The organism is Rhodobacter viridis (genome assembly GCF_003217355.1).
GTDB lineage: Bacteria > Pseudomonadota > Alphaproteobacteria > Rhodobacterales > Rhodobacteraceae > Rhodobacter > Rhodobacter viridis.
In genome coordinates this window covers 149,598-174,904 of the sequence record NZ_QJTK01000002.1, presented here as the reverse complement: position 1 = coordinate 174,904, position 25,307 = coordinate 149,598, and the positions used below count along the sequence as shown (strand labels likewise).

The window sequence follows — 25,307 nt, the reverse complement described above, 5'->3', positions numbered from 1 at the left end:
ATATCCGACATAAACACTCGGGGTTGAGGCCCGCCTTCCCCTTCCGCGATCGAGGTCCGCCATGCCCCCCGTCACCCCCGTGCCCGCCGATGACGCGCTGATCTTGCTGCTCGACCATCTCGGCCTGTCCGGCTTGGCCGAGCCCCTGCGCGCGGCGGCCAGTTCCGAGGCGCTGACCCCGCTTGCCATGTTCGCCCATGCCGATGGGCTGGTGCAGGCGGTGATGCTGGGGCTGCTTGCGGCCTCGGTGCTGGCTTGGGCGATCTGGGGGAGCAAGCTGGTGCAACTGACGCTGGCGCAGCGCCGCCTTGGTCGCGACTACCGAGCGCTGGCCGCGCGCGGCAGTCTGGGCGCCGCCCTGTCCAAGGGAATGCTGGCCCGGATGCAGGCGGCGGCCCTGGCCGAGATCCGCGCCTCGGAGGGGCTGCCCGCGGCAGGCGTCAAGGAACGCGTGGCGAACGAGCTTTCCCGGATCGAGGCCGGGGCGGCCCGGGCGCTGCAATCGGGGGTGACGGCCGTCGGTTCGATCGGCTCGACCGCGCCTTTCGTGGGCCTCTTCGGCACCGTCTGGGGGATCATGAACGCCTTTGTCGGCATCGCCGAAAGCGGGTCTTCCAGCCTTGCCGTTGTCGCCCCCGGCATCGCCGAGGCGCTGATGGCCACCGCGCTTGGCCTTGTCGCCGCCATTCCCGCGGTGCTGCTTTACAATCACCTGACCCGGGCCGTCGGCGGCTATCGCGCCTGCCTTGCCGATGCGGCGGCATTGGTCGAGCGCACGCTGTCGCGCGACCTTGACCGGGCGCGGCTTGCGCCCACCGTCACGGCCCTGCATCTGGTGGCGGAATAATGGCGGTCCGGCTGTCCGACAGCGACGACCTCGCGCCCGACGCGGCGATCAACATCACCCCCTTCATCGACGTGATGCTGGTGCTGCTGATCATCTTCATGGTGGCGGCGCCGCTTTCGACCGTCGACGTGCCGCTTGATCTGCCGGTCGCCAGCGGCACGTCGCAGCCGCGCCCGGCCGAGCCAGTGGTGCTGAGCCTGACCCCGGACAAGGGCCTGATTTTGGGCCGCGAACCGGTCACGCAAACCGATCTGCCCGCGCGGCTGGCTTCGGTCACGGGCGGCAAACTCGACACGCGGATCTTTGTCTCGGCTGACAAATCCGTGCCCTATGGCGAGATGATGGCTCTGCTCAATCAGCTCCGCGCGGGCGGATATCTGAAGATCGGCCTTGTCGGTCTGGAGGAGGAAAAGCCGTGAGCCTTGCCCTGTCCGAGCGCCCCGAAGGCCCCGGCCGGGCATTGTTGCTGGGGCTTGCCGTCTCGGTCGCCGTGCATGCGGTCGCGGTCACGGTGCTCTCGCAGACCGAGGCGGCGCCCTCGGCCCTTGTCGCCGCAGGCGCGGGCGGAGAAGACCTCGACAGCATCGAGGCGATCGCCGCGGCCTTTTTCGATCTCGCCCCCGCGATCCGGCTGCCTGCGCCCGAGATGGCTTTGCCGCTGACCGCCCCGCTGATCGAGGTGCCGCAGGTGAAGTTGCCCGATCCGGTGCTTTTGCCGCCCGCGCCGCCGAAGGTGACACTCGAAAAGCCGAAACCCGCGCCGCCGAAACCAAAGCCTGTGCCGCGCGAAAAGGCAGAAAAGCCGAAACAGGCGAAGCCCGCCAGGCATCAAAGCGACAGCCGGGCGGCTTCGCGTGCGGCGGGATCGGGTGGCGCCGTGCAGGCGGGCACCGGCGGGCAGGATGCCCAAGCGACGGTCTCGGCGGGCGCGGTGAAAAGCCAGCTTTTGAAATGGGGGGCGACGATCCGCACCCGGATCGAGCGGCGCAAAAGCTATCCGTCCGCGGCGGGTCGGGCGTCGGGGGGGGTCGGGCTGGCGCTCAGCATCGCGCGGGATGGCACGCTGCAATCGGCCTCGGTCAACCGCTCCTCGGGCAATGCGGCGCTGGATGCGGCGGCCTTGGCAGCAGTGCAAAAAGCGGGGAAATTCCCCGCCGCGCCCACCGAATTGACGAAACCGAGCTACGCCTTTTCCGTCGCCGTCAAGTTCAGCCGCTGATCCGGCCTCGGCCCGGGCAAGTAAATCTGTTCTTAGGTGTTCAGTCCCGGCATCTGGTGGATCGGGTTTCTGGCGTTCTTGGCCGCCGGTCATTCTCCGTCAAAGACGATGCGGCATTCGAAGAACGGCGCGACGCGCCTCTACATGGACGAGGCGGATCGAGAGGCGTTCCATCAACGCTTCGCGACTCTGTCGACGCTTTCCGAAAATCTGGAGCTGCATCGCAACACGGTTCTCGCACCTCTCGACAAGGCAGCCGTGCGCCCCTTTGCTCCGTTCGGTCAGACTTTTGGCCCGATCTATCTGCGCGAAGAGGCGGAAAGGGTGTTTCGGCGCAAAACCTGAGAAGCGGGAAAGCCCTGCCGGATTGGCCTGATATTTATTATATATAACAGAGCATTGGCCAGCCCTGAGAGGAGTTGTCGCCGTCGCAGGAAAGCGGATGCTGTGACTTCCGGAAAAGACATGGTGGGACTGACAAAATCGGAAAATTGGCGACCCCGAGTGGATTCGAACCACCAACCTGCCCCTTAGGAGGGGGCTGCTCTATCCAGTTGAGCCACGGGGTCGTACCGGCTTTTTGCGGGCATCGGCGCGAAAACGCAAGCCACCTTGCGCAATGGGAAAGGGGGAGCGTATTGGCCCACCGCTCCCCCCTTCACTTCCCCGGCGGCTGAGGAAGGATCGCCGCTGCCGAGGTTTGAACGAATGCGCCCGGATTTGCAGCCGATTGCACCGTTAGCGATAACATACGGATGCGCTTCGACTTGCACAAGCGAAATGTTTGACGCTATCTGATAGCGTTCCCATGGAAAGGACCCGCCTTGGCCCGTTCGCCCAATGACACCCGCCGTCCCCTGACCCTGCGCGACGTCTCCGAGGCATCGGGGGTCTCTGAAATGACGGTCAGCCGCGTGCTGCGCAACCGGGGCGATGTGTCGGAAGCGACACGCGAAAAGGTGCTCGAGGCGGCGCGGACGCTCGGCTATGTGCCCAACAAGATCGCGGGCGCGCTGGCCTCGCAGCGGGTCAACCTGGTGGGGGTGATCATCCCGTCGCTCTCGAACCTCGTTTTCCCGGAGGTTCTGTCCGGGATTTCGACCGAGCTCGAGGATACCGGGCTGCAGCCTGTCGTGGGGGTCACCGACTACTCGCCCGAGAAGGAAGAGACCGTCCTTTACGAGATGCTCTCGTGGCGGCCGTCGGGGGTAATCATCGCGGGGCTGGAACATACGGCGACGGCGCGGGCGATGCTCGACAATGCCGGCGTGCCGGTGGTCGAGATCATGGATGTCGATGGCGAGGGGGTCGATTCGGTCGTGGGCATCTCGCACCGCCGCGCCGGGCTGCAGATGGCGCAGGCGATCGTGGCTGCGGGCTATCGCAAGATCGGCTTCCTCGGCACGAAGATGCCCGAGGATCATCGTGCCCGCAAACGGCTCGAAGGGTTTTCGGAAGGTCTGTCGCAGGCCGGCATCGCGCTGCGCGATACCGAATTCTACTCCGGCGGCTCGGCGCTTCTGAAGGGGCGCGAAATGACCGAGGCGATGCTGGCGCGCAGCCCGGACATCGATTTCCTGTATTACTCGAACGACATGATCGGCGCGGGTGGTCTGCTCTACTGCCTTGAAAAGGGTCTCGACGTGCCGGGTCAGCTGGGTCTGGCCGGGTTCAACGGCGTCGAGCTGCTCGACGGTCTGCCGCGGCGGCTGGCGACGATGGATGCCTGTCGGCGCGAGATCGGGCGCAAGGCGGCCGAAATCGTCGCGGCGCAATCGGGCAAGACCTCGGCCGCGGGCGAGGTGGTCGAACTGCAACCGGTGATCCAGTTCGGCGACACGATCCGCAAGCCGTAAGGGCGAGCGGATCTCAGTGCTTCGCGGACCAGCTCGCCGAAGCATATTGGCGGGTGTAGAACTCGCCCATCATCCCGATCGCGAGCAGCGCCAGCGCGATGTTGAGCGCATATTCCCAGTTCGAGAAATGCGGGTTGTAATTGATGAAGGTGTAGCCGCGCGCCTGATCGATGATGTGAAACAGCGGGTTCCAGCTGAACATCACCAGCATCTTGTGCGGCAGCGTGTTGGCAAGAAACATCTTCCCCGAGGCGATCATGTTCACCCGTCCGTAGATCTGCTGGATCATGTTCACCAGCGAGGGGTTCCAAGGTTTGATCGCCAGAAACACCATGCCGAGCGAAACGCCGGAAAACCAGCCCAGCATCACCATGCCCATCGCGCCGGACCAGTCGTAGATTTCGATCGGCTTGATTGCGGCGTGATAAAGGTAAAGCACGACGAGCATCGACAGCATCTGCGTGTAAAGCGCGCCCAGCGCCGCCGCCGAGATCGAGATCGCGGTGGTCATCGGCCCGTGTTTCATCATCGCCGAAGATGACCCTTCGGAGGCGAACACGGCCGACATCGCCTTGGTATAGGTCATGTAGAGGAAGATCCCCGACATGATGTAAAGCATGAAATCCCCGCGCACCGCGCTGCCGCGCATGCCGAGGATGGAATACATCAGGTAAAAGGTCGCCACGAGCATGATCGTCTGGAACATGTTTTGCAGCAGGCCAAGCACGGCATTGCCTTGCGACTTGCGGATCGATCGCACGGTGGCGTGGTAGATCAGCTCCAGCAGGCTGAAGGTCGATGCAAGGGCACTGGTGTTGCGTTCGCTTCTGAACATGGGTCCGCCGGGCTGCCTGATGTTGGTTTATAGGCTGGAAAACTTGCCGTTCCCTTGCCATCGCATCATAAAGATGCGGAAATCACATGGCAATCTGGCCGAATTGGGGCCGACAGGGAGAGAACGATGGACTTTGACCGTCTTGTGAGCGTGATGCGCCGACTGGCGCTGGAGGCGGGCGATCGGATCATGCAGATCTACGAATCTCCCGATTTCGACGTGAAGACCAAATCCGATTCCTCGCCGGTGACCGAGGCCGACGAAGCCGCCGATGCGCTGATCTCCGAAGGGCTGGCCGAGGCCTTTCCGCAGCTCGCCCTCGTGACCGAGGAACAATCGGCCAGCCACGGCCAAAGCGTGAAGACCTTCCTGATCGTCGATCCGCTCGACGGCACCAAGGAATTCGTGCAGCGCCGCGGCGATTTCACCGTGAACATCGCCTATGTCGAAAACGGCGTGCCGCTGCGTGGCGTCGTCTATGCGCCCGCCAAGGGGCGGCTGTTCTACACCCTCGCCGATGGCCGCTCGGTCGAGGAGCTGGGCGCTTTCGACAAGGAACATCCGGGCGAGCAGAAGCCGATCACGGTTTCCGTGCCGGACAACCGCGCGCTGATGGTGGTGGCGTCGAAATCGCACCGCGATCAGGCGACCGATGATTACATCGCCCGTTATGCGGTGGCAGACATGACCTCGGCGGGCTCGTCGCTGAAATTCTGTCTGGTGGCGACGGGCGAGGCCGATCTTTACCCGCGTCTGGGCCGCACGATGGAATGGGATACCGCGGCCGGCGATGCCGTGCTGCGCGGCGCGGGGGGCGAGATGGTGCGGTTCGAGGATCACAGCCCCTTCACCTACGGCAAGGACGGTTTCGCCAACCCGTTCTTCATCGCCTACGCCCCCGGCGTGATGCTGGTGAAATGATGTCGGTTCTGGTCGTCATCCCCGCCCGCTACGCCTCGACCCGCTATCCGGGCAAACCGCTCGTCGCGCTGAAAGGCGCCAGTGGCACCGCAAAGACGCTGATCCGGCGAAGCTGGGAAGCCGCGATGGCGGTGCAGGGCGTGGCCCGGGTGGTGGTGGCGACCGACGATGATCGCATCCGCGCCGAGGCCGAGGGCTTCGGCGCCGAGGTGGTGATGACCTCCTCGGCCTGCGCCAATGGCACCGAACGCTGCGCCGAGGCTTACGCAAACCTTGGCGGTGGCTATGATATCGTGGTGAACCTGCAGGGCGATGCGCCGCTGACCCCGGCCTGGTTCGTCGAGGATCTGGTCGCGGGCCTGATTGCCAACCCCGCGGCGGAACTGGCGACGCCGGTTCTGCGCTGCGAGGGCGCGATGCTGGCGAGCCTGATCGAGGACCGCCGCAACGACCGCGTCGGTGGCACCACCGCCGTTTTTGGCGCGGGCCATCGCGGGATTTACTTCTCCAAGGAAGTGATCCCCTACACCGGCAAGATCTATGGTGCCGAGGAGCCGACCCCGGTTTTCCATCACGTCGGCGTCTATGCCTACCGGCCCGAGACACTCATGGCCTATCCCGGCTGGCCGGTAGGGCCGCTCGAAACGCTCGAAGGGCTTGAACAGCTGCGGTTTCTGGAAAATGGCCGGTCTGTGCTGTGCGTCGAGGTCGAATCGCGCGGACGGCAGTTCTGGGAGCTGAACAACCCCGCGGACGTGCCGAAAATCGAGTCGATGATGGCCGCGATGGGACTCGACTGACACATTCATCGCGTCAAAGTGAGAGTTGTTTCTGCAGCGGCAAAAAACCGCCTGCTTTTCTCGGCACGGGGTTAACTTCTGCACAGGCGAAGCTTGAGCAGGTCTTCAAAACGGTGGATTATGCTCCCAACTAGAACACGAGCAGCCCACACACACAAAGGTGCTATATGAAACGCAAGGTCACCAAGGCGATTTTCCCCGTCGCTGGCCTCGGCACACGCTTTCTTCCGGCCACCAAGTCGATCCCGAAAGAGATCCTGACGCTGGTTGACCGCCCCCTCATTCAATATGCGATCGATGAGGCCCGTGCGGCGGGCATCAAGGAATTCATCTTCGTCACCTCGCGCGGCAAGTCGGCGCTGGAAGACTATTTCGACGATGCGCCCGAGCTGGAAACCTCGCTGCGCAAGAAGGGCAAGACAGATCTGCTCGAGGCGCTGAAGGCCACGAACATGGATTCGGGCGCCATCGCCTATGTCCGGCAGAACCGCCCGATGGGGCTGGGTCACGCCGTCTGGTGCGCCCGCCGTCTGGTCGGTAACGAGCCCTTTGCCGTCATCCTGACCGACGACGTGATCGCGGCCGAAAAGCCCTGTCTGCAGCAGATGATGGAAGCCTATAACGAGACCGGCGGCAACGTCGTTGCGGCGATGGAAGTGCCGCATGAGAAAACCTCGTCCTATGGCGTGCTCGACATCGCCGAGGACATGGGCTCGCTTGTAAAGGTCAAGGGCATGATCGAGAAGCCTGCGCCCGATGTCGCGCCCTCGAACCTCGCCGTGATCGGCCGGTACATCCTGACGCCGCGGGTGATGCAGAACCTGAACAAGAAGAAAGAGGGCGCGGGGGGCGAAATCCAGCTGACCGACGCCATTGCCGAAGAGATCGAAGCCGGGCAACCGGTCTACGGCTTCCGCTTCCGCGGCCAGCGCTATGACTGCGGCTCGAAAGCCGGGTTCCTGCAGGCGACGGTGGCCTTCGGTCTGGCCCGCGAAGATCTGCGTGACGAGTTCGGCGATTTCCTCGGCGACGTCATGGCGATGCGCACGGCCGCGCAATAAGATGGCGCGGCACGTTCTGGTCACCGGGGGGGCCGGTTACATCGGCTCCCACGCCTGCAAGGCGCTGGCCAAGGCCGGCTACGTGCCCGTCACCTATGACAGCCTCGTCACCGGCTGGCGCGATGCGGTGAAATTCGGCCCGCTCGAAGAGGGCGATCTCTCCGACCGCGCGCGGCTCGACGAAGTCTTCGCGCGCTGGCAGCCGGTGGCGGTGATGCATTTCGCCGCCCTCAGCCTTGTCGGCGAGTCGATGAAGAACCCGGGGCTGTACTGGCGCCACAACGTCCTGTCCTCCCTGACCCTGATCGAGGCCGCCTGCGCCGCGGGCTGCCTCGATTTCGTCTTCTCCTCCACCTGCGCCACTTATGGCGATCAGGACGGGGTGATCCTGAACGAAGCCACGACGCAGGCGCCGATCAACGCCTACGGGGGGTCGAAGCAGGCGATCGAGATGATCCTGCGCGATTTCGAGGCGTCGCACGGCCTGCGCTCGGTGATCTTCCGCTATTTCAACGTCGCGGGCGCCGATCCGGACGGCGAAGTGGGCGAGTTCCACCGCCCCGAAACCCATCTGGTGCCGCTGATGCTTGACGCGATCGACGGCAAGCGCCCGGCGCTGACGGTCTTCGGCTCGGATTACCCGACCAAGGACGGCACCTGCATCCGCGACTACGTCCATGTCTCCGATCTGGTCGATGCCCATGTTCTGGGGCTGCAGTGGCTCGAAGCGGGCAAGGGGTCCGACGTGTTCTGCCTCGGCTCGGGCACCGGCTTTTCGGTGCGCGAAGTGATCGCGCAATCGCGGGCGGTGACGAACCGCGAGGTGCCGATCGTGGAGGGCAGCCGCCGCCCGGGCGATGCCGCCGTGCTGGTCTCGGGCTCGACCAAGGCGATCCGCGATCTGGGCTGGGCGCCCAAACGCAGCGATCTCGCGACGATGATCGCCGACGCATGGCGCTGGCATCAAAGCGGACATTATGAAAGATAACCCCCAACGGGGGTAAGATGGCGCTTTGGTCGAAGCTGTGGCAGGCCTATCGGTGGCGGCTGAGACGCCGCTATCTGCTGCTGCGTGCGCTGCGCCGTCGCCGCCGTCTGACCGCGGTGCAGGACCGGACCCGGGCGATCCGCAAGGGCGATATCCTGCTCTTTGCCTCGGTCCGGAACGAAGCACAGCGGCTGCCGCATTTCCTCGATCACTACCGGCGTCTGGGCGTCGATCATTTCCTGATCGTGGACAATATGAGCGACGATGGCAGTGCCGATCTGCTGGCGGTGCAGCCTGATGTGTCGCTGTGGCAGACCGGGTCCAGCTATCGGCTGCACCGCTTCGGGCTGGATTGGCTGACCTGGCTGATGATCCGCCACGGCCATGACCATTGGTGCCTGACCGTCGATGCCGACGAGTTGCTGATCTATCCGCATCACGACACCCGCCCGCTGTCGGCGCTGACCGGCTGGCTGGACGAGAGCGGGCAGCGCGTCTTTCCGGCGATGATGCTGGAACTTTACCCGAAGGGTCCGGTGCAGGCGCAAGACTTCACGCCGGGCAGCGATCCCTTGCGGCTGTTGCGCTGGTTCGATCGGGGCAATTACACGATCACCCGGCAGGAAAAGACGAAAGCGCTTTGGATTCAAGGCGGTCCGCGGGCGCGGATGTTCTTTGCCGACCGCCCTCGCCTTGCGCCGACGCTGTCGAAAATTCCGCTCGTGCGCTGGAATCGGCGTTGGGTTTACCTCAATTCCACCCATGCGATCCTGCCTTCGCGGCTGAACGAGGTCTATGACCGCGCCGGGGGCGAGGCGATTTCGGGGGTGCTTCTGCACACGAAATTCCTGCCCGAAGTGGTGCGCAAGGCCGCCGAGGAAAAGGACCGGCGCGAACATTTCGGCCGTCCCGAGGTGTTCGATGCCTATTACGACAGCCTGATGGGTTCGCCCGATTTCTGGACGCCACAGTCGACGCCGCTTGGCGGCTGGCGACATCTCGAGGCGCTGGGCCTGATGTCGCGCGGCGGCTGGCTCTGATCGCGGACCGTATCTGCAGAAGAACCAAAGGTTTACCTGCTGCACGGTTCCGCCTATGCTGTTCTCCGCGTGGCCGGGATGGGCTTAACCCTGTCGCAAGCGGAATGCGATAAGAAGGGGCCGCAGGGCACCACAGGGGACGAGGGCGGTTTGGGACTGAGACAGGCGATCAAGCTTCGGCGGGAGCGGCGTCAGCGCCAGTGGCGCGCGTTCCGCAAGCGGCGTCAGCTGAAGCCCGTGGCGGACCGCACCGCGAAGATCGGCGCCCGCGATGTCATCGTCTTTTGCACCCTGCGCAACGAACGCATTCGTCTGCCCTATTTCCTGCGCTACTACCGCGACATGCGGGTGGGTCATTTCATCTTCGTCGACAACGACAGCGACGATGGCTCGCGCGAATATCTGATGGCGCAGCCCGATTGCTCGGTCTGGACGACGAAGGCGTCGTACAAGGCCGCCGCTTTCGGCATCGATTGGCTCAATCACCTGCTGCGCAAATACGGTACCGGGCATTGGACGCTGACCGTCGATCCGGACGAATTCTTCGTCTATCCGTTCTGCGATACCCGCCCGATCGATGCGCTGACTGATTGGCTCGATACCTATCATCTGCGTTCTTTCCCGGCGATGCTGCTCGACATGTATCCCAAGGGGCCGATCGATGCCGTTCCCTACCGCGAGGGGCAGAACCCGTTCGAGATCGCCAGCTGGTTCGATGCTGGCAATTACATGATCTCGCGCAATCGCAAGCTGCAGAACCTGTGGATTCAGGGCGGCCCCCGGGCGCGGGTGTTCTTTGCCGATGATCCGCTCTCGGCCCCGTCGCTGAACAAGACGCCGCTGGTGAAATGGCAGCGGGGCTATGTCTTCGCCTCGTCGACCCACATGATCCTGCCGCGCGGGCTCAACATGGTCTATGACGAATGGGGGGGTGAAAAGGCCTCGGGGTGCCTTCTGCACGCCAAATTCCTGTCACCGATCACCGCCAAGGTGGCCGAGGAAATGGTGCGGCGCGAGCATTACGCAGGCTCGCGCGAATACGAGGCTTACAGGGACCGGCTCAGCTCCGAGCCCGATCTGTGGACCAAGTGGTCGGAAAAGTATATCAACTGGCGCCAGCTGGAAATTCTGGGGCTGATGTCGAAGGGCAACTGGGCATGAGGGCGCGGCGGTGACGGTCGGCTTCATCATGATGTGTCACACGGCGCTGGACCGGGCGGCGCAGGTTGCGCGCTATTGGGCAACGCATGGGGCCCCGGTGGTCATCCATGTCGATGCCCGCGTCTCGGCCGAGGATTTCGGCCATCTGGGCCAATCGCTGGCCGATCTGGACACTGTCTCGTTCTGCAAGCGCTTCAAATGCGACTGGGGTACCTGGTCGCTGGTGCAGGCGGCGCAGACCGGGGCGGAGCAGATGCTCGCCCGCCACCCCGAGGTCGGCCATGTGTTTCTGGCCTCCGGCTCGTGCCTGCCGCTGCGGCCGCTGCAAGAGCTGAGCGATTACCTCGCCGCTCGTCCGACGACCGATTTCATCGAAAGCGTCACCACCGCCGAGGTGGGCTGGACGGTGGGCGGCATCGACATGGAACGCTTCACCCTGCGCTTCCCGTTTTCCTGGAAGAAGCAGCGCCGCCTGTTCGATTCCTATGTCGATTTCCAGCGCCGCATCGGCTTCAAGCGCAAGATCCCGGGCGGCATCGTCCCGCATCTGGGCAGCCAATGGTGGTGCCTGTCGCGCTCGACCCTGGCGGCGATCCTGCAGGACCCGGACCGGCCGCAGCATGACCGCTATTTCAAGCGCGTCTGGATCCCCGATGAAAGCTACTTCCAGTCGCTGTCGCGGCTTTATTCGACCAATATCGAAAGCCGCTCGCTGACGCTGTCGAAGTTCGACTATCAGGGCAAGCCGCATATCTTCTACGACGATCACCTGCAGCTTCTGCGCCGCTCGGATTGCTTCGTGGCGCGCAAGATCTGGCCGAAGGCGGAAAAGCTTTACGCCACCTTCCTGTCGGACCGGCCCTCGGAAAGTCTGGCCGAGCCGAACCCCTCGAAGATCGATCGGCTGTTTTCCAAGGCGGTCGAGCGGCGCACCCGCGGGCGGCCCGGGCTTTACATGCAAAGCCGCTTCCCGCGGCAGGACCACGAGAACGGCAAGACCTCGGCGCAATATTCGATCTTTCAGGGATTTTCCGATCTTTTCGAAAATTTCGAAGGTTGGCTCGCAAAGTATGTCGGCGCCCGGGTGCATGGCCATCTGTTCGGGCCCGAACGGGCCGCCTTTGCTGGCGGCGAGCGGATGTTCAACGGCTGTCTGACCGACTCGGCCCTGCTGCGCGACTACAATCCGCGCGGGTTCCTGACCAACCTGATCTGGAACGGCCGCGGCGAGCGGCAGTGTTTCATGTTCAGCCCGCGTGACACGCAAGACATCAACTGGTTCACCGCCACCGATCCGAATGCGCAGATCTCGATCATCTCGGGCGCCTGGGCGGTGCCGCTCTTTCATGCGCAGATGGATTTCGCCGAGATCCGGCGCGAGGCGGCGCGGCTGCAGCAGATCGAGATCGAACAGTTGAACATCCTGCGCTCGATGTATGTGAAGGCGCGGGTGCGGATCTGGACGATGGCGGAATTCATCGAAAACCCGATGGAGCCGTTGCAGACGATCATCGACGAAATCAGCCCGCGGGCGACGCGGCGGCTGACCGAAGCCCCGCAGATGATCGAGCTGACGGGCTTTGGTCAATTCCTGCAGAATCTGAAGAATCAGGGCATGCAGCCGCGGTTGATGGGCGATTTTCCGGTGGCGGGCGAAGCCGTCTCGCAGCCGCGTCGCCGCCCCTATCTGGTGAAATGAGATGAGCCAGTTTGATTGCTTTGTCGTCTTTGCGGAAATGCGCACGGGATCGAACCTGCTCGAAGCCGCGCTGAACGACCTGCCCGGCGTCACCTGCCACGGCGAGGCCTTCAACCCCGCGCTGATCGGCTATCCGAAACGGACCGAGATTCTGGGCATCACCCGCGAGGCCCGCGATGCCGATCCGAGCGTGCTCTGGACCCGGATCAAGACGGCCGAGGGGCTGAACGGCTGTCGCTTCTTTCATGACCATGATCCGCGCGTGCTGTCCGCGATGCTCGAAGACAGGCGCTGCGCCAAGATCGTGCTGACCCGCAATCCGGTCGAAAGCTATGTCAGCCTGAAGTTGGCGCGGGCGACCGGGCAGTGGAAGCTCGGCGATGCCAAGCACCGCAAGGACACGCCGCAGGCCGCGTTCGACGCCGCCGAATTCGAGGCGCATCTGGAGGGGTTGCAGGGCTTTCAGATCGGTCTGATGCGGGCCTTGCAGGTCACGGGGCAGACGGCCTTCTACATCGATTACGAAGACGCGCAGGATCTCGAGGTGCTGAATGGTCTCGCCGTCTGGCTCGGGATCGAGGGGCGGTTGAGTGCGCTTCCCTCGAGCCTTGTGGTGCAGAACCCCGAGGCGCTTGCGGAAAAGGTCGCGGATTTCCCGGCGATGGAGGCGTCGCTGGCGAAGATCGACCGCTTCAACCTGTCCCGCACGCCGAATTTCGAGCCGCGCCGGGGCCCGGGCGTGCCCGCTTTCGTCGGCTGCGGGGCGGGGCTTTTGTATCTGCCGATCCGGCCGGGGCTGGATGCGCCGATCCGCGACTGGCTGGCGAAGCTTGGGCCGCTCGAAGGAGATTTCTCGCAAAAGACGCTGCGGCAGTGGAAGCGCAAGCATGTCGGTCACCGCAGTTTCGCCGTCGTCCGCCATCCGCTGTTGCGCGCGCATCTGGTCTTTGCCGCGCTCCTGTCGCAGGACGGGATGCTTGAGATACGCGAGGTGCTGCGTCGCACCTACAAGCTGCCGCTGCCGCCCGAGGGCAAGCCGATGGCGGTGCAGGACTGGGCGGCGGGATTGCTGGCCTTCCTCGGCTGGCTGAAAGCGAACCTGAACGCGCAGACGAGCCTTGCCGTGCATCCGCTCTGGGCCAGCCAATCGGCGAGCCTGCAGGGCATCGCGCAATTCGCGCTGCCCGATCTGATCGCGCGCGAAGATCGCCTGCCCGACGACTTGGCCGCGCTCGCGCAAGCTGTCGGGATCGAGGCTCCGGTCTTCACGGCACCGCAGGGCGATACCGCGCCGGTCAAGCTGGCCGAGGTCTGGATGCCGGACTTGGAACAGGCCGCCGCGGACACCTATTCCCGCGACTACATGCAGTTCGGCTTTGGTCCGTGGAAACGGAAGAAAGGCTGATCAGGCCGCCTGAACGCCGCCATTCGCGGCCGTCAGCACCGCATGCAGCGCCGCCGGATCGGAATTGGCGCGCAGCTTCGCGCAGGTCTCGGCATTGCGCAGCGTCCGCGACACCAGCGCCAAGGCCTTCAGATGCTCGACGCCCGAGTCCTTCGGCGCAAACAGCGCGAAGATCAGATCGACCGGAAGCCGGTCCACCGCGTCGAAATCGAGCGGCCTTTCAAGGCGCAGGAACACGCCCACCACCGACTTCAGCCCGTGCAGACGCGCATGGGGCAGCGCAACCCCGTGACCGACCCCGGTCGGCCCCAGCATCTCGCGTTCCTGCAGCGCGTCCACGGTCTGGATCGCATCCAGCCCGTAGGCTGAATGCGCGATTTCGGAAAGGTCCTGAAACAGGCGCTTCTTGCTCGTGACGTTGGTCAACACCTTGACCGCTGCCGGTTTGAGCAGGGTGGAAAGATCCATCTGTCCTTTTTCCGCGCCCATCGTCGAACGCTCACTTGATATTGCGAGGATCGATCCAGCCGACGTTGCCATCGTCCCGCCGGTAGACCACGTTGACCCCGCCATGTTTCTCGTTGCGGAACACCAGAAGCGGCTTCGTCGACAGTTCCATCTGCATCACCGCTTCGCCGACCGAAATCGTGGGGACCTTGGTCTCCATCTCGGCGACGATCACGGGCGCAAGGCTGTCGCCCTCGGCCTGCTCTTCTTCTTCCGCGGCGAGCACATACAGGCCCGCGGCATCGAATTCAACCGGCGTCACGCGTTCGCGGTGATGGTCTTTCAGGCGGCGCTTGTGACGGCGCAGCTGCTTGTCCATCTTTTCGCGGCAAGCTTCGAACGCGGCATAGACTTCGCCAGCCCGGCCCGCGGCCGAGGCGGTCAGACCGGTGGAGAGGTGCACGGTGATTTCGCAGACATACTCATGCGAGGTCCGCGAAAAAACGACGGTCGCATCGGTGGGTCGTTGCATGTATTTGTCGACCGTTTCCCCCAATTCGGTCTTCACATGGGTTTGCAGGGCTTCGCCAACGTCGAGCTGTTTTCCGCTGATCTGGTAACGCATGGCTTCTCCTTCACGTCATTGTCCCGCAACCGGAATGCTCTGTCCGGGGTGCGAGGTGGTTGAACTCTTCTTTGAAACCGGGGAGGTCGAGCCCCAAACCCGATTGGGGCCGGGAATCGGACCGAACGGGAAACGGGGCGAGGGTGCGTTGGTGCACATACCCTGTATTTGGGAACGGAACCGGGGGGCTGTCAACTGCCCGAACGCATCCTTTGTGAAACGTTTCTTACTGAATGCGGAAATTCTCGCCCAGATAGACGCGGCGCACGTTTTCGTCCTGCACCACCTCGTCGGTGCGGCCCGACATCAGCACCCGTCCATCGTGAAGGATATAAGCCCGATCAACGATTTCCAGCGTTTCCCGGACGTTGTGATCGGTGATCAGAACGCCGATACCGCGTTCCTTCAGATGTGACACCAGAGCGCGGATTTCGGCCACGGCGATCGGGTCGACCCCTGCAAAGGGTTCATCCAGAAGAAGATATTTTGGGTCAGCCGCCAGACAGCGGGCGATCTCGACGCGCCGCCGCTCGCCGCCCGACAGCGCCAGCGCCGGCGCCTGCCGCAGATGGGTGATGGCAAAATCGCCGAGCAGTTCTTCCAGCCGCTCGCGGCGGTGATGCGGATCCGCGACGGCGATTTCCAGCACCGCCATGATGTTCTGCTCGACCGTCAGGCCACGAAAGATCGAGGCCTCCTGCGGCAGATAGCCGATGCCCAGCCGCGCGCGGCGATACATCGGCATGCCCGTGGCATCGATCCCGTCGATGCTGACCCGCCCGGCATCGGGCGCCACCAGCCCGGCGATGGTGTAAAAGCAGGTCGTCTTGCCCGAGCCATTCGGACCGAGAAGCGCCACCACCTCGCCACGTTCCAGCCGCAGCGAGACATCGCGCAGCACCAGACGCTTGCGATAGCTCTTGCGCAGGCTGGTGACATCCAGTCCGGTCAGGCTCTCGGTCACGATCGGCTTCGCTTCGGTCATGGTGTTCCCCCCGGCTGCAGGACAGAGCGCACGCGCCCGTCCATCCGGCCGGTGCCGGTCTTCAGATCGATGGTCATGTGCTGCCCCGAGAGCACGTTTTCGCCCTGCGTCAGCAGCACGTCGCCGGTCATTTCGACGGCGCCCGTCGCGACGGCATAAACGGCTTCCCTGGCTTCGGCGGCATCGGTCTTCGAGGCGAGCGTGACCCCGCCCGAGGCATGCAACTTGGCGATTTTGCTGCGGTCGGCGCCATATTCGACCTCGACCTTTTCGGCCTTCAGCCGCATCGGCCCCTGCACGATCAGCACATTGCCGGTGAAGACCGCGGTGCCCTTGGCCTGATTGACCGAGAGGCTGTCGGCGGTCACCTCGACCTGGGCCTCGGTATCGGTGCGCAGGCCGGGAAAGGCGACCTCCTGTGCCGATGCCGTCGCAAGGCCGAGGGCAAGGATCAAAACGGCAAGAGCAGGAAGGGAACGCATCGAAACCTCATTTCTGCGGCTGATATATCAGCTTCACGCCGCCTTTGAAAACCAGATCGGAGCCGGTCTTCGGGTCGGTGGCATCAATCTGCATTTGCCCCGCGTGCAGCGTGCCGAAGGGGGCCTTGGCCTCGACCGTGCCCGGGGCGCTGAGCGAGGTGCGGTCGGTGGCCATGTCCACCCGCTCGGTCGAGATCCGGTAGCCCGAGGAGGTCTGAACCGCCACCCCGTCCGAGAGGCTGATCTGCCCGGAGGCGGGATCGATCCGGCCGGTCTTCGCGCGCATGTCGGTGACGACGCCGGTGCCTTCTTCAAGCTTGGCGATGATCTTGCTGGCCGAAGCGCCATTGCCCGACGGATCGGGGGCGGCGGTCGCGGCTTGCACGGTCAAGGCCGCGCCGTCTTCGGTGACGCCCGAAAATTCGGGCGCGGTCAGGCGCTGTTCGCGGGCAAGGGTCGTGACATCGACCTTGGAATAGATCGCCGCCGTCGTCGGATCGACCTTGCCCGAAAACAGGAATAGCGTCGAAAGCAGCACCAGCGCGCTGAGCGGCAGGGCGATTTTCGCCCAATGCACGAGCGCGGTATGGCGGCTCTCAGAGGTCATCACACCACCCCGGCGCGCAGGCAGTCGTGGATGTGCAGGATGCCGACCGGAACGCCCTCGTCGACGGCGAAAAGGCAGGTGATCTTGCACTCGTTCATCACCGCGACCGCCGCCTCGGCCAGCGCCGTCGGGGCGATGGTACGCGGCGTGCGGGTCATCACCTCGGCGACCGAGCGCGACAGCAGCCCGTCCATATGACGGCGCAAATCGCCATCGGTGACGATGCCGATCAGCCGCCCCTCGGCATCAGTGACGCCGACGACACCAAAGCCCTTCTGACTGATGATCAAGAGCGCCTCGGGCATGGCCGTCGTCGCAGGGACGATCGGCATGTCGGTATGCATCAGATCCGCGACCTTCGACAGCTTCGCCCCAAGCTTGCCGCCCGGATGGAAGGTGCGGAAATGCTCGGGCGTGAAGGCGCGATGCTCCATCAACGCGACGGCCAAAGCATCGCCGAGCGCGAGCGTCATCGTCGTCGAGGTGGTGGGCACGACGCCGGTGCCGCAAGCTTCGGTGGCCTGCGGCAGCACCAGCGCCACATCGGCCTGCCGCAGAAGCGTCGAGTCGGGCCGCGCGGCGACGCCGATCAGCGGGATCGAAAACCGCCGCGTATGGGCGATCAGGTCGGCCAGTTCCGGGGTCTCGCCCGAATTTGACAGCACCAGCGCCACATCCTCGCGGGTGACCATGCCCAGATCGCCGTGGCTCGCCTCGGCCGGATGCACGAATTGCGCGGGCGTGCCGGTCGAGGCCAAGGTCGCCGCGATCTTGCGGGCGATATGGCCCGACTTGCCCATGCCCGAAACGATCACCCGCCCGCGCGCGGACAGGATCATCTGCACCGCCGCGCCAAAGGCACCATCGAGGCTTTCGGCCAGCGCCTGCAGCCCCGCGATCTCGATCTCGATGACGCGCCGCGCGGTATTGGCGAAATCAGTGGTGGAAGATGTCATTCGGTTCCTCCCAGCCCATCAGATCCAGGCGCGCCCGGGCGGGCAGGAAGTCGAAACAGGCCTGTGCCAGCTCGGTCCGACCTTCGCGGGCCAGCCGCTCGACCAGCGCCGCTTTCAGCTGGTGCAGGTAGAGCACGTCCGAGGCGGCATAATCGAGCTGCGCCGCCGTCAGCTCGGCCGCGCCCCAGTCCGAGGTCTGCTGCTGCTTCGACACATCGACGCCCACCAGATCCTGAAGAAGGTATTTCAGCCCGTGCCGGTCGGTGAAGGTGCGCACCATCTTCGAGGCGATCTTCGTGCAGAAGACCGGCGCCGTCACGACGCCGAAGGCATTGTAAAGCGCGGCAATGTCGAAACGGGCAAAGTGAAACAGCTTTTCCACCTTCGGATCGGCCAGCATCGCGCAAAGCCGCGGCGCTTCGGTCTGACCGCGGCTGATCTGCACCAGATGCGCATGGCCATCGCCCGAGGACATCTGCACCAGACACAGCCGATCGCGGCGCGGATCAAGCCCCATGGTTTCGGTATCGATGGCGACGACGGGGCCAAGATCCAGCCCCTCGGGCAGATCGTTCTTGTGCAGGTGAATGGTCACGGACGGTCCTTTCGCGACGTTTGGCGCAGGTATAATGGCTTTGGCCGCGCTTTGCCACGGCCCAACGGGTCACGCCCCGGTGACACAGCCGAAAACCGCAGGCGCGGGGCCGTCAGCCCTTGCGCACCAGCCAGCCGTTCGGACACCAGGTCACGTTATGGCCGAAGAAATCGCACAGATTCCGCGCGATTCGGTAGTCTGCCTGTCGCTCCAGCAGGAAATTCCGCACCGCCCGGTTCGGTCCATCCTCGTATTTGCGATAGGGGGGCTCCGGCAGATCGGCAACGACGCCATCTTCGACGACCAGATGGTCCCCCGGCGCCAGAAGCGGAGCGAAGTAGGCCAGCACCGCCGCCGTCGCCTCGAAGGTATGGGCGCTGTCCTCGATCACCAGCCACGGATGCGGCGCGTCGGCGATCGCTGCATGCGGAAAGGTCCCGGCCGGATCGGAGGCGTCGACGCGGAAGATCTCGACCCCGTCGATCGGCTCTTCGGGCGGGGTGATGTCCATCGTCAGAATGCGGCAGTCGATCCCGAGCGTCCGGCATTGATCGCGCAGCCAGACCGCGCTGCCACCTTCCGAAGTGCCGATCTCGAGGATCGTGCGCGGCCGCAGCCGCTCCAGCACCTGCAGGTACAGCACCAGATCGAACGGGTTCTTCGCCAGGCGCCGGTCGCGATAGCGCGTGCGCAGCGTGCCTTTCTGGATTGCGCTCATCGCCGCAGTCGGCAGCGCGACCTTGAACGGACGTCCGAAGACCGCTTGAGCCTGCCGCGGTGGTCCCGCCGGCTCGGGGGCAAAGCGCTCGGCCAGATCCGGCGACAGCGTGCCGATGAACCGCGGCGTATAGGCGGCAGGTGCGATCGGGGCGCCGAAGATCTGCTGATATTCGGCGGCCATCGCCTGGCGGTCGTCTTCGGTCCCGTTCGTGGCGGCGCCGCCGTGGATCTGATGGAAGGTCCCTTCGCCCAGAATGATCCAGGGCTGCCCGTCCGACGCGGCAATGGCGCGGCGCCAGAATTCGAGATTGACCAGCCCGCCGCCCGGGCTGAGGAACCGTTCGTCAAGCCCGCCCAACTGCTGCCACAGCGTCCGATCCAGAAACAGCCCGTTCGACTCGCCGATGGCTCCGAACCAGCCACCGCGCGACGATCCGGCCAGAACCGACCGCGTGAACAGGCTGTAGCCATCCTGTCGCCAGGGGATCTCGGCCAGCAGCGCATCCTCGACGCTCTGGTTGTAACCGTTCAGCATCGCGCGTTTCTGCAGATCCGGCCCAAGATGAAAGCCGAGCGAGCCGATCACCCGCATCGGATCGGCCCGATGCGCCTGCATCGCCATCGCCAGAAGCCCGGGTGAGGCCATGCGGGCGCCATCGATGAACAGCCCGACAACCCGCCCCGTGGTTTGCGCCACCGCCGCATTCAGTGCCGCCGCTGGCGAGGGCGCGGCGCTCTCGATCCGCAGCACCCGCAGGTTGGGGGCGATGGCCTGCAGGGCCGCCGCATCGACGGGGTGTGGCGAACCGTTGTCGAGCACGACGATCTCGTAGCGCAGAGCACCCAGATCACGCTGATACTGCGGGCTCAGCGTCTCGATCGTTCGCGGCAGTTCCCGCGCCATGTCATAGGCGCAGACGACAAGGCTCAGATCCATCGCGGCCTCACTCCTGCGAAATCGCGGCAGCCAGCGCCGCGCGCGTCGGTTCCAGCGCTTCGGAGCGGTCAAGCACCTCGGGTGGCAGCGTCGCATCCTCCGCAGCGAGATCGCGCAAGATCCGGTTGTAGCCGTTCCAGAGCACCTTGTTGGCGGGCGCAAGCCGGGTGATCACCAGAAGCCCGGTCGGCGCGGTGTCGAAGAGTGTCAGCTTCAGATCGGGGCGATGCTTGCGCAGCAGCGGAACGATCCGCCAGACATCACCGCACCAGACCCGGGATTGCCGATCGCGCTCGGCCTGCACCGGATGGTTGGGCAGCACGTCGTCGATCACGATCACGCCCTTGCGCCGCATCAGCCGTTCCACGTTCATGAAATCGCGCAGCGCGAATTCCAGCAGGTGCATGCCATCGATGAAGGCCAGATCGGGCGGCCGCGGATAGGCTTCGGCGCCGTGGAAGAAGAAGAAATCGTCGCTGGCGCAGTCATGCAACGTCACCCGGTCGGGCAGCGCTTCGCTCAGCGCCGGCTCGGGGTCGACGGCCACCGCCTCGCAGCGGGCCAGCCGGAGGCTGTTGCCGCGCCGCACGCCGATCTCGGCGTAAAGCCCGGGTTTGACCAGCTCATGCAGGTCGGCCAGGACCTCGAGATAGGGGCGGGCGCCCTTCGTGATTTCGGCGGCCGGTTCGGGATGGACCACTTCGCGCAGGATCGAGGCGGCAAGCTTCGGCGGCGCGGTCAGCGGCTGCAGATCGCCGCCCTTCTGGAACACGCCGAGCAGATCGCACCAGGGGCCGCGCTCGTCGCGCCAGCAATGCACCAGCCGCAGCCCCGCCCAATCGGCCAGCGCCTGATAGGCGTCCGGGTAGAAGCGATAGCAATCAACCGGATAGCGATGGATCGGCCCGGCCGAAGGCGCATTGATGAAGGCCAGCCCACCCGGTTTCAGCACCCGGCTGATCGCGGTGAAGACGCGCCAGAAATGCGCGCAATGCTCGATCATCTGGCCCGACAGCACCAGATCGACCGAGGCATCGGGCAGCGGCAGGCTATAGGGGTCATCCAGCACGACATCGACACCCGGTCCGGGGGCAAGATCGAACCCGGTGTAACGGACGCGCGCGGGCATCAGCTGCCGATAGGAGCCGTTCACGTCGGAGGCGCCCAGATCGATCACATGCAGATCGCCCTCGGGCAGATACCAGTCGACGCAGCGCTTCATATTTTCCATCGACGCCGGATGCATGCTTGGCTTTTCCTCCTCGGGGCTGCTTCGCCAGTCGTGCGCCACCCTTGGGCGACCGCGGGCAAGCTAACATCTTGGCGCGGCAGTGCCAGCCGCGTTTTTCGTCCCGGGTGCGAAAACCAAAAGGCCCCGCAGTCTGATGACCGCGGGGCCTTTTGAGTATTGGTGCCCAGAAGAGGACTCGAACCTCCACGCCTTGCGGCACTGGTACCTGAAACCAGCGCGTCTACCAATTCCGCCATCTGGGCGATGTCGTGAGGCGGGGTTTAGCCGGGCAGTTCGGGAGTGTCAACAGGGCGTCGCAAGAAAAATTTGACCGACATGTCAGATGCTCTACCCTCCTGCCACGCGGGGCTTGTTTGACCGGGGCCTTGCGGCTAAATCAGTGCACAACGGTATGCAATGAGGACGGAAGCGATGTCGAAGCTTGTCACCATCTATGGCGGTTCGGGATTCGTCGGGCGTTACATTGCCCGACGCATGGCGAAAGAAGGCTGGCGCGTCCGCGTCGCCGTGCGCCGCCCGAACGAGGCGCTTTTCGTCAAACCCTACGGTGCCGTGGGGCAGGTCGAACCCTTCTTCTGCAACATCCGCGACGATGCCTCGGTGCGCGCGGCGATGCAGGGCGCGGATGCGGTGGTGAACTGCGTCGGCATTCTGGTGAACGAAGGCCGCAACACTTTCATGGACGTGCAGGCCGATGGCGCCGGGCGCATCGCCCGCATCGCGGCCGAACAAGGGGTCAAGCGTCTCGTGCATATCTCGGCGATCGGCGCCGACAACGAATCGGACAGCGCCTATTCCCGCACCAAGGGCTGGGGCGAGCTGGCGGTGCTGAAAGCCTTCCCGAAGGCGGTGATCCTGCGTCCTTCGGTGATCTTCGGGCCCGAGGACGGCTTCTTCAACCGCTTCGCCGCGATGGCGAAGTTCGGTCCGCTCTTGCCGATCACCGCGCCGCTGACGAAATTCCAGCCGGTCTATGTCGATGACGTTGCCGCCGCCGCGGTGCACGGGATCCTCGGCGAGGCCGAGGGCGTCTATGAACTGGGCGGCCCCGATGTCGAAACCTTCGAAGACATCATGAAGCTGATGCTGAAGGTGATCGGCCGGAAGAATTTCGTCGTCGGCCTGCCGCAGGTCGTAGCCCGCACCACCGCGGCGATCGGGGACACCGTGCAATGGCTGACCGGCGGTCTGCTGACCAACCGCATCCTGACCACCGATCAGCTGAAGAACCTTGGCCGTCACAATGTGGTGGGCAAGACGGCTAAGACTTTCGCCGATCTTGGCATCACGCCGACGCCGATGGCGGCGGTTCTGCCCGATTACCTCTGGCGCTTCCGCCCGCATGGGCAGTATGAGGCGATTCAGGCGTCTGCGAAGAACCTCAGGAAGGTGTAATCTTGTCCTATCTGGCCGATGTCGTTCTGGGGGTGATCGAAGGGATCACGGAGTTCCTGCCGATCTCCTCCACCGGGCATCTGCTGCTGGCCGAGCAATGGCTGGGCGCAAGGTCGGAGACTTACAACATCGCGATTCAGGCCGGAGCGATCCTGGCCGTGACGCTGATCTACTGGCGCCGCGTCACCGGGATCTTTCTTGGCCTTGGTGAGGCGGAAAACCGCGATTACCTGATCAAGCTGATGCTGGCCTTCGTCATCACCGCCGTTCTGGGGCTGGTGGTGAAGAAGCTTGGCGTCGAGTTGCCCGAAACCGTGATGCCGATCGCCTGGGCGCTGGTGCTGGGCGGTTTCTGGATGATCGCGGCCGAGTGGCTGGCGGGCAAGAAACCGGACAATGACTTCATCACCCTGCGCGTGGCGATTGCGGTCGGCCTCGCGCAGATCATCGCCGGGGTGTTTCCGGGCACCTCGCGCTCGGGCGCGACGATCTTTGTCGCCATGCTGATGGGCGCGACGAACCGCGCCGCCGCCACCGAATTCGCCTTTCTCGTCGGCATTCCGACGATGTATGCCGCCACCGGCTACGAGTTGCTCAAGCAGCTCAAGGGGGGTGCCCCGGCCGAGGACTGGACGGCGCTGGGTATCGGCTTTGCTGTTTCGACCGTGACCGCCTTTGTCGCGGTGAAATGGCTGCTGACCTATATCCAGTCGCATCGCTTCACCTACTTCGCGATCTACCGCATCATCTTTGGCGGGGTGCTGCTGGCGCTGGGCGCCGCGGGCGCTCTGGTCTGAGCATTCCAAAAGAACCGAATCACCCCCTTTCCGCACAAGATCGTTATCGGTTTTTCACGATAGGTAAGTTGAGCTGCCCTATTATTTCACCCCAAACCTCTCCCTGTGGGGCATTGCGACGATAAATCCCCATTTAAGGTCATAATTGCTGACTTTTATTTTGATTGGACCGGGTGTAACAAGACCTCCCGAATTGACCCCAGTGGGAGGCGCAGCCATGGCTCAGCAACGCATGCTCAAATTCGTCACGACGGCGAAAGAGACGCCGGAAAAACGCGATGCCACCGCGCGCACCCATGACTTCGACGAGATCTACGCCGAATTCGCCGATGCGAAAGCGGCCGAGCAGGCCAGCCGGTGCAGCCAATGCGGCGTGCCCTACTGCCACAGCCATTGCCCGCTGAACAACAACATCCCCGATTGGCTGCGGCTGACCGCCGAGGGCCGTCTGGAAGAGGCCTATCAGGTCAGCCAGTCGACGAACTCCTTCCCGGAAATCTGCGGCCGTATCTGCCCGCAGGACCGCCTGTGCGAAGGCAACTGCGTCATCGAGAACTCGGGCCACGGCACCGTCACCATCGGCGCGATCGAGAAATACATCACCGACACCGCTTGGGAACGCGGCTGGGTCAAGGCGATTGCCCCGGCCATCGAGCGGCCGGAATCGGTCGGCATCATCGGCGCCGGTCCGGGAGGCCTTGCCGCGGCCGACGTGCTGCGCCGGGCGGGGGTGCAGGTCACCGTCTATGATCGCAACGACCGCGCGGGCGGGCTGCTGACCTATGGCATCCCCGGCTTCAAGCTGGAAAAGGAGGTGGTGATGAGCCGCGTGCAACAGCTGGAACAGGGCGGCGTCGATTTCGTGCTGAACTGCAATGTCGGTACCGACATTTCCTTTGACGCGATCCGCGGCAAGCATGATGCGGTGCTGATCGCGACCGGCGTCTACAAGACCCGCGCCCTGACCGATCCGGGCGCCGACGCCAAGGGCATCGTCCGCGCGATCGACTATCTGACCGCCTCGAACAAGAAGAGCTTCGGCGATGACGTGGCCGAATTTGACGATGGCACGCTGAACGCCACGGGCAAGCGCGTGCTGGTGATCGGCGGCGGCGACACCGCGATGGACTGCGTCCGCACGGCCATTCGGCAGGGCGCGACCTCGGTCAAATGCCTCTATCGCCGCGACCGGGCCAACATGCCGGGCAGCCAGCGCGAAGTGACCAACGCCGAGGAAGAAGGCGCGGAATTCGTCTGGCTTTCGGCGCCGAAGGCGTTCTCGGGCAATCCGGTCGACAGCGTCACCGTGCAGCGCATGCGTCTGGGCGCCCCGGATGCCTCGGGCCGTCAAAGCCCCGAGCCGATCGAGGGCGGCATCTACGAGGAACCGGCCGATCTGGTGATCACCGCGCTTGGCTTCGAGCCCGAAGACCTGCCCGCGATGTGGAATGTCTCGGCGCTGGAAACCACGCGCTGGGGCACCGTCAAGGCCAGCTTCGGCACCCATGTCACCAGCCTTCCCGGCGTCTATGCCGTGGGCGACATCGTGCGTGGGGCCTCGCTCGTCGTCTGGGCGATCCGCGATGGCCGCGAGGCCGGGGCCGAGATCGTGAAATACCTCGACGGCGCCGGTCGCGTCGCCGCCGAGTGATCCGCAATCCGCGAAAGGGCAGAGCC

At 64.4% G+C, this 25,307-nt stretch carries 26 protein-coding genes and 2 tRNA genes; 16 read left to right on the top strand and 12 right to left on the bottom strand.

Going from position 1 to position 25,307, the window contains the following annotated elements; translation table 11 throughout:
* The first annotated feature begins 61 nt into the window (after positions 1-61).
* The 4 genes from exbB to C8J30_RS04060 all read left to right on the top strand — a co-directional run bounded on the left by exbB (position 62) and on the right by C8J30_RS04060 (position 2,411).
* Positions 62-847, top strand: coding sequence for a tonB-system energizer ExbB (exbB, locus tag C8J30_RS04075; protein ID WP_110804451.1), 786 nt, complete (start codon positions 62-64; stop codon positions 845-847).
* Positions 847-1,266, top strand: a complete 420-nt coding sequence (gene exbD, locus C8J30_RS04070; protein WP_110804450.1) for a TonB system transport protein ExbD — start codon at positions 847-849, stop codon at positions 1,264-1,266. The genes exbB and exbD overlap by 1 nt, the downstream gene beginning before the upstream one ends.
* Complete coding sequence (locus C8J30_RS04065) at positions 1,263-2,066, top strand: TonB family protein (protein ID WP_110804449.1); 804 nt, start codon at positions 1,263-1,265, stop codon at positions 2,064-2,066. The genes exbD and C8J30_RS04065 overlap by 4 nt, the downstream gene beginning before the upstream one ends.
* 144 nt (positions 2,067-2,210) lie before the next feature.
* Positions 2,211-2,411 carry a hypothetical protein gene (locus C8J30_RS04060; RefSeq protein WP_146227859.1) on the top strand — a complete coding sequence of 67 codons (201 nt, stop codon included), beginning with the start codon at positions 2,211-2,213 and terminating at the stop codon, positions 2,409-2,411.
* 147 nt (positions 2,412-2,558) lie between these two features.
* Here the strand turns inward: C8J30_RS04060 and C8J30_RS04055 are convergent.
* A tRNA-Arg gene (locus C8J30_RS04055) sits at positions 2,559-2,635 on the bottom strand.
* A 255-nt stretch (positions 2,636-2,890) separates the two neighbouring features.
* Between C8J30_RS04055 and C8J30_RS04050 the strand changes: the two genes are divergently transcribed.
* Entirely contained in the window at positions 2,891-3,922 is a 1,032-nt protein-coding gene (locus tag C8J30_RS04050) for a LacI family DNA-binding transcriptional regulator (protein ID WP_110804447.1), read from the top strand.
* 13 nt (positions 3,923-3,935) lie between these two features.
* Here C8J30_RS04050 and C8J30_RS04045 read toward each other — a convergent pair whose 3' ends face one another.
* Positions 3,936-4,757, bottom strand: a complete 822-nt coding sequence (locus C8J30_RS04045; RefSeq protein ID WP_110804446.1) for an ABC transporter permease — start codon at positions 4,755-4,757, stop codon at positions 3,936-3,938.
* A 126-nt stretch (positions 4,758-4,883) separates the two neighbouring features.
* On the opposite strand from C8J30_RS04045, the gene cysQ reads away from it, so the two are divergent.
* From cysQ to C8J30_RS04005, 8 genes are all read left to right on the top strand, one after another.
* Positions 4,884-5,678, top strand: a complete 795-nt coding sequence (gene cysQ / locus C8J30_RS04040; RefSeq protein WP_110804445.1) for a 3'(2'),5'-bisphosphate nucleotidase CysQ — start codon at positions 4,884-4,886, stop codon at positions 5,676-5,678.
* Complete coding sequence (locus tag C8J30_RS04035) at positions 5,678-6,478, top strand: 3-deoxy-manno-octulosonate cytidylyltransferase (RefSeq protein ID WP_110804706.1); 801 nt, start codon at positions 5,678-5,680, stop codon at positions 6,476-6,478. The genes cysQ and C8J30_RS04035 overlap by 1 nt, the downstream gene beginning before the upstream one ends.
* Positions 6,479-6,645: 167 nt before the next feature.
* On the top strand, positions 6,646-7,539 hold the full coding sequence (galU, locus tag C8J30_RS04030; RefSeq protein ID WP_013065872.1) for a UTP--glucose-1-phosphate uridylyltransferase GalU: 894 nt from the start codon (positions 6,646-6,648) through the stop codon (positions 7,537-7,539).
* 1 nt (position 7,540) lies between these two features.
* Complete coding sequence (gene galE / locus C8J30_RS04025) at positions 7,541-8,527, top strand: UDP-glucose 4-epimerase GalE (RefSeq protein ID WP_110804444.1); 987 nt, start codon at positions 7,541-7,543, stop codon at positions 8,525-8,527.
* A 17-nt stretch (positions 8,528-8,544) separates the two neighbouring features.
* A complete protein-coding gene (locus tag C8J30_RS04020) occupies positions 8,545-9,567 on the top strand; it encodes a glycosyltransferase family 2 protein (protein ID WP_110804443.1) in 1,023 nt (340 codons plus the stop codon).
* 150 nt (positions 9,568-9,717) lie between these two features.
* Positions 9,718-10,728, top strand: a complete 1,011-nt coding sequence (locus tag C8J30_RS04015; RefSeq protein WP_110804705.1) for a glycosyltransferase family 2 protein — start codon at positions 9,718-9,720, stop codon at positions 10,726-10,728.
* A 10-nt stretch (positions 10,729-10,738) separates the two neighbouring features.
* On the top strand, positions 10,739-12,427 hold the full coding sequence (locus C8J30_RS04010; protein WP_110804442.1) for a DUF5927 domain-containing protein: 1,689 nt from the start codon (positions 10,739-10,741) through the stop codon (positions 12,425-12,427).
* 1 nt (position 12,428) lies between these two features.
* A complete protein-coding gene (locus C8J30_RS04005) occupies positions 12,429-13,832 on the top strand; it encodes a nodulation protein NodH (RefSeq protein ID WP_110804441.1) in 1,404 nt (467 codons plus the stop codon).
* Here the strand turns inward: C8J30_RS04005 and C8J30_RS04000 are convergent, their stop codons facing one another.
* The 10 genes from C8J30_RS04000 to C8J30_RS03955 all read right to left on the bottom strand — a co-directional run bounded on the left by C8J30_RS04000 (position 13,833) and on the right by C8J30_RS03955 (position 21,680).
* Positions 13,833-14,300: a PTS sugar transporter subunit IIA gene (locus tag C8J30_RS04000; RefSeq protein WP_110804704.1), complete on the bottom strand. Its 468-nt coding sequence runs from the start codon at positions 14,298-14,300 to the stop codon at positions 13,833-13,835.
* 31 nt (positions 14,301-14,331) lie between these two features.
* A complete protein-coding gene (hpf, locus tag C8J30_RS03995; RefSeq protein ID WP_110804440.1) occupies positions 14,332-14,904 on the bottom strand; it encodes a ribosome hibernation-promoting factor, HPF/YfiA family in 573 nt (190 codons plus the stop codon).
* Positions 14,905-15,130: 226 nt separating this feature from the next.
* Positions 15,131-15,889, bottom strand: coding sequence for an LPS export ABC transporter ATP-binding protein (lptB, locus tag C8J30_RS03990; RefSeq protein WP_110804439.1), 759 nt, complete (start codon positions 15,887-15,889; stop codon positions 15,131-15,133).
* Positions 15,886-16,371, bottom strand: a complete 486-nt coding sequence (gene lptA / locus C8J30_RS03985; protein WP_110804438.1) for a lipopolysaccharide transport periplasmic protein LptA — start codon at positions 16,369-16,371, stop codon at positions 15,886-15,888. The genes lptB and lptA overlap by 4 nt, the downstream gene beginning before the upstream one ends.
* A gap of 7 nt (positions 16,372-16,378) precedes the next feature.
* Positions 16,379-16,978 carry a hypothetical protein gene (locus tag C8J30_RS03980; protein WP_110804437.1) on the bottom strand — a complete coding sequence of 200 codons (600 nt, stop codon included), beginning with the start codon at positions 16,976-16,978 and terminating at the stop codon, positions 16,379-16,381.
* Positions 16,978-17,934, bottom strand: coding sequence for a KpsF/GutQ family sugar-phosphate isomerase (locus C8J30_RS03975; protein WP_110804436.1), 957 nt, complete (start codon positions 17,932-17,934; stop codon positions 16,978-16,980). The genes C8J30_RS03980 and C8J30_RS03975 overlap by 1 nt, the downstream gene beginning before the upstream one ends.
* Positions 17,915-18,529: a ribonuclease D gene (locus C8J30_RS03970; protein ID WP_110804435.1), complete on the bottom strand. Its 615-nt coding sequence runs from the start codon at positions 18,527-18,529 to the stop codon at positions 17,915-17,917. The genes C8J30_RS03975 and C8J30_RS03970 overlap by 20 nt, the downstream gene beginning before the upstream one ends.
* A 112-nt stretch (positions 18,530-18,641) precedes the next feature.
* Entirely contained in the window at positions 18,642-20,186 is a 1,545-nt protein-coding gene (locus tag C8J30_RS18525; RefSeq protein ID WP_181420767.1) for a CmcI family methyltransferase, read from the bottom strand.
* A gap of 7 nt (positions 20,187-20,193) precedes the next feature.
* On the bottom strand, positions 20,194-21,417 hold the full coding sequence (locus tag C8J30_RS03960; RefSeq protein WP_220033695.1) for a methyltransferase domain-containing protein: 1,224 nt from the start codon (positions 21,415-21,417) through the stop codon (positions 20,194-20,196).
* Positions 21,418-21,595: 178 nt separating this feature from the next.
* Positions 21,596-21,680 (bottom strand) — tRNA-Leu (locus C8J30_RS03955).
* Positions 21,681-21,849: 169 nt separating this feature from the next.
* Between C8J30_RS03955 and C8J30_RS03950 the strand changes: the two genes are divergently transcribed.
* The 3 genes from C8J30_RS03950 to C8J30_RS03940 all read left to right on the top strand — a co-directional run bounded on the left by C8J30_RS03950 (position 21,850) and on the right by C8J30_RS03940 (position 25,281).
* Complete coding sequence (locus tag C8J30_RS03950) at positions 21,850-22,833, top strand: complex I NDUFA9 subunit family protein (protein ID WP_110804433.1); 984 nt, start codon at positions 21,850-21,852, stop codon at positions 22,831-22,833.
* A gap of 2 nt (positions 22,834-22,835) precedes the next feature.
* Complete coding sequence (locus tag C8J30_RS03945) at positions 22,836-23,630, top strand: undecaprenyl-diphosphate phosphatase (RefSeq protein WP_110804432.1); 795 nt, start codon at positions 22,836-22,838, stop codon at positions 23,628-23,630.
* Positions 23,631-23,847: 217 nt separating this feature from the next.
* Positions 23,848-25,281: an NAD(P)-dependent oxidoreductase gene (locus tag C8J30_RS03940; protein WP_110804431.1), complete on the top strand. Its 1,434-nt coding sequence runs from the start codon at positions 23,848-23,850 to the stop codon at positions 25,279-25,281.
* Positions 25,282-25,307 lie beyond the last annotated feature (26 nt).